The following is a 2,540-nucleotide window of genomic DNA, read 5'->3' on the forward strand; positions in this document are numbered from 1 at the left end:
AGGACGGGGCCGTCCTGCTCGCGGCGGCGTGCGCCCCGGCGCTGTGGTGGCTCGAGACGGTCGCGGACATCGCCGTGGCCCTGCCGGGGTCGCCCGACGTCGCGCCCGGGTGATCCCGCACCTGGTGTGACGGACGTGCGTGGCACGATGTCATGTGACAACGACGAGGAGCGCCCATGACACCAGGCTCTGCACCCGGCCCGCTGCATCTCGTCCTGGGAGAGGACGAGTTCCTCACCGAGCGCGCCACCGCCGGTGTCGTGGCGGCCGTGCGGGCAGCGACACCCGCGGTCGAGGATCCCCCCGTGGTCTCCCGCCTGGGTGGGCCGGAGGTCGGTGCGCCCCAGCTGTTCGAACTGCTCTCGCCGTCCCTGTTCGGCGAGGCCCGGATCGTGGTGATCACGGGGGCTGCCGAACTGGGCAAGGACGCCCAGGCGGCGGTGATGGGGGCCGCCGTCGACCTGCCGGACCAGACGGTCATGGTTGTCCAGCACACGGGCGGGGGTCGGGCCAAGGCACTCGTGCCGGATCTGCGTAAGGCCGGTGCGCAGGAGCATGCGGCCGGCAAGCTCTCCCGCCACATGGACGTGGTGGGATTCGTGCGCTCGGAGTTCCGGGGCCTCGACGTCCGGGTGGCCCCGGAGGCGTGTGAGGCCCTGGTCGAGGCGGTGGGCACGGACCTGCGACAGCTGGCGTCGGCGTGCGGCCAGCTGGTGGCCGACACCGGGGGGAAGGTCGACGTCGAAGCGGTGCGCCGCTATCACTCCGGGGTCGTGGGGGTCAGCGGCTTCACCGTGGCCGAGCGCGCGGTCACCGGGGATGTGGCAGGCGCGATCGAGGCCCTCGAATGGGCCATGCACACGGGGGTCCCGCATGTCGTGTTGGCGGACGCCCTCGCGGACGCCGTGAACTCGATCGCCATGGTGGGCACGCAACGGGGCACCCCACCCGCCGAGCTGGCGCGGCAGGGCCTGCCTCCGTGGAAGGTCAAGAAGGTCACCGCGCAGACACGGTACTGGTCCATCGACACCCTCGGCAGCGCCCTCCAGGTGGTCGCCCGCCTCAACGGTGAGGTCAAGGGGCAGGCGGAGGACACGTCCTACGCACTCGAGCGGGCGGTGCGAGAGGTGGGCTCACTGGCGGGCGTCGCCTAGAACGCGACGAGGGCCCACCACGCGCACTCGACTGGTGCGGGGTGGGCCCTCGGAGCCTCGTCGCGGCAGCGATCACCGCGGGGCTGTGCTCCCCTCTGGGAGGAGCGGGTCGCCTCAGAGCGCGTTGACGGCCTTGGCGAGCGACGACTTCTTGTTGGCGGCCTGGTTCTGGTGGATGACACCCTTGGTGGCGGCCTTGTCGAGCTGACGCGAGGTCGCGACGAGGAGAGCGCCGGCCTTGGCCTTGTCGCCGGCCTCGGTGGCCTCACGCAGGCTGCGGATGGCGGAACGCAGAGCCGACTTGGTCGACTGGTTGCGGAGACGGTTGCGCTCGTTGGTGAGGTTCCGCTTCTTCTGGGACTTGATGTTTGCCACTGGTCACACCTTCGGTCGTGTGTCGACGGCCCCGCAGGGGATCCGGTCGATCTGATGTCATGTCTCTAGTCCGCTCGAACACGCGTAGCGCGATCCGGTGGACACCGACGACCCACTCTACCAGCGGCGGCGTCACCGGCCAAAACGCGTGACGAGTGGGCGCGCACCCGGTCGGGCCCCTGTCCGGCTGCCCGCCACCACCGCCCGTCAGCGCCAGCCGTAGTCCGAGCGCAGCCGGTCCGCGACCCGGTCGAACGTGGCGCGGGAGCAGATGGCCCCCTCGCGCCGGATGCCCTGTTCGGGCACGTCCAGCACGCGGTCCAGGCGGACCCAGCTCGGTCGGCCCTCCGGGTCCCACGGCCCGGTGCCGAGACCGAGCCACCCCTCGTCGTCGTCCCGCCTGTCCTGCGAGGAGAGCATGAGGCCGAGCAGTCGATCGCCGTCGCGGCCCACCACCAGGACCGGACGGTCCTTCCCACGTCCGTCGGCCTCCTCGAACTCCACCCACGTCCAGACGATCTCGCCCGGATCGGCCTGACCGTCGAGGTCGGGTGAGTAGGAGACGGTCCGTGCGCGACTCGACGTGGGCACGGTCCCGGACGTGGTGGGTCGTCCTGCCCCGACGGCCCCACGCGGCGCGCCGGAGGTGATCCCTCGATCCTCGAGGCGCCGACGTACCTCGAGTGCCACCGTCGGTCCGTATCTGCGACTCATCCGAGCCGCGGTGCGACCCATCCGGGCCCAGTCGATCGCCATGTCCGCCAGGGTAACGGCATCTAGGATCCCGGTTCATGGACATGCTCTTGGCGGTGGTGTGGTCGGACGACCCGGAACGTGCCGTGCCCGACGCCTCGCGGCTGCGGTCGGACATCGCCCGGGCGGTGGACGGCCCGCTCGCCGACCTGGGGGTGACCGAGTACGTGGTGAACGTCCGCGACGAGGCGGTGGCCGGCGCGATGATCGACGTGCAGGTGACCCCGCGGCCGGTGCTCGCGGCGGTCCGCGCGCGGG

The 2,540-nt window shown here is 71.7% G+C and carries 3 protein-coding genes and 1 pseudogene; 2 read left to right on the top strand and 2 right to left on the bottom strand.

The window, feature by feature from the left end:
- Positions 1-176: 176 nt before the first annotated feature.
- Complete coding sequence (holA, locus tag G6021_RS11455) at positions 177-1,154, top strand: DNA polymerase III subunit delta (protein ID WP_182641323.1); 978 nt, start codon at positions 177-179, stop codon at positions 1,152-1,154.
- Positions 1,155-1,268: 114 nt separating this feature from the next.
- On the opposite strand, the gene rpsT is transcribed toward holA, so the two are convergent.
- The gene (gene rpsT, locus G6021_RS11460) at positions 1,269-1,529 is read right to left on the bottom strand and encodes a 30S ribosomal protein S20 (RefSeq protein WP_107748194.1); all 261 of its coding nucleotides are present in this window, start codon (positions 1,527-1,529) and stop codon (positions 1,269-1,271) included.
- 207 nt (positions 1,530-1,736) lie between these two features.
- Complete coding sequence (locus tag G6021_RS11465; RefSeq protein WP_182641324.1) at positions 1,737-2,285, bottom strand: type II toxin-antitoxin system PemK/MazF family toxin; 549 nt, start codon at positions 2,283-2,285, stop codon at positions 1,737-1,739.
- 35 nt (positions 2,286-2,320) lie between these two features.
- On the opposite strand from G6021_RS11465, the pseudogene G6021_RS11470 reads away from it, so the two are divergent.
- Positions 2,321-2,540 (top strand): annotated as a pseudogene (locus G6021_RS11470) (hypothetical protein); the annotation flags it as partial.

The organism is Dietzia sp. CW19 (genome assembly GCF_014145265.1).
GTDB classification, from domain to species: domain Bacteria; phylum Actinomycetota; class Actinomycetes; order Mycobacteriales; family Mycobacteriaceae; genus Dietzia; species Dietzia natronolimnaea.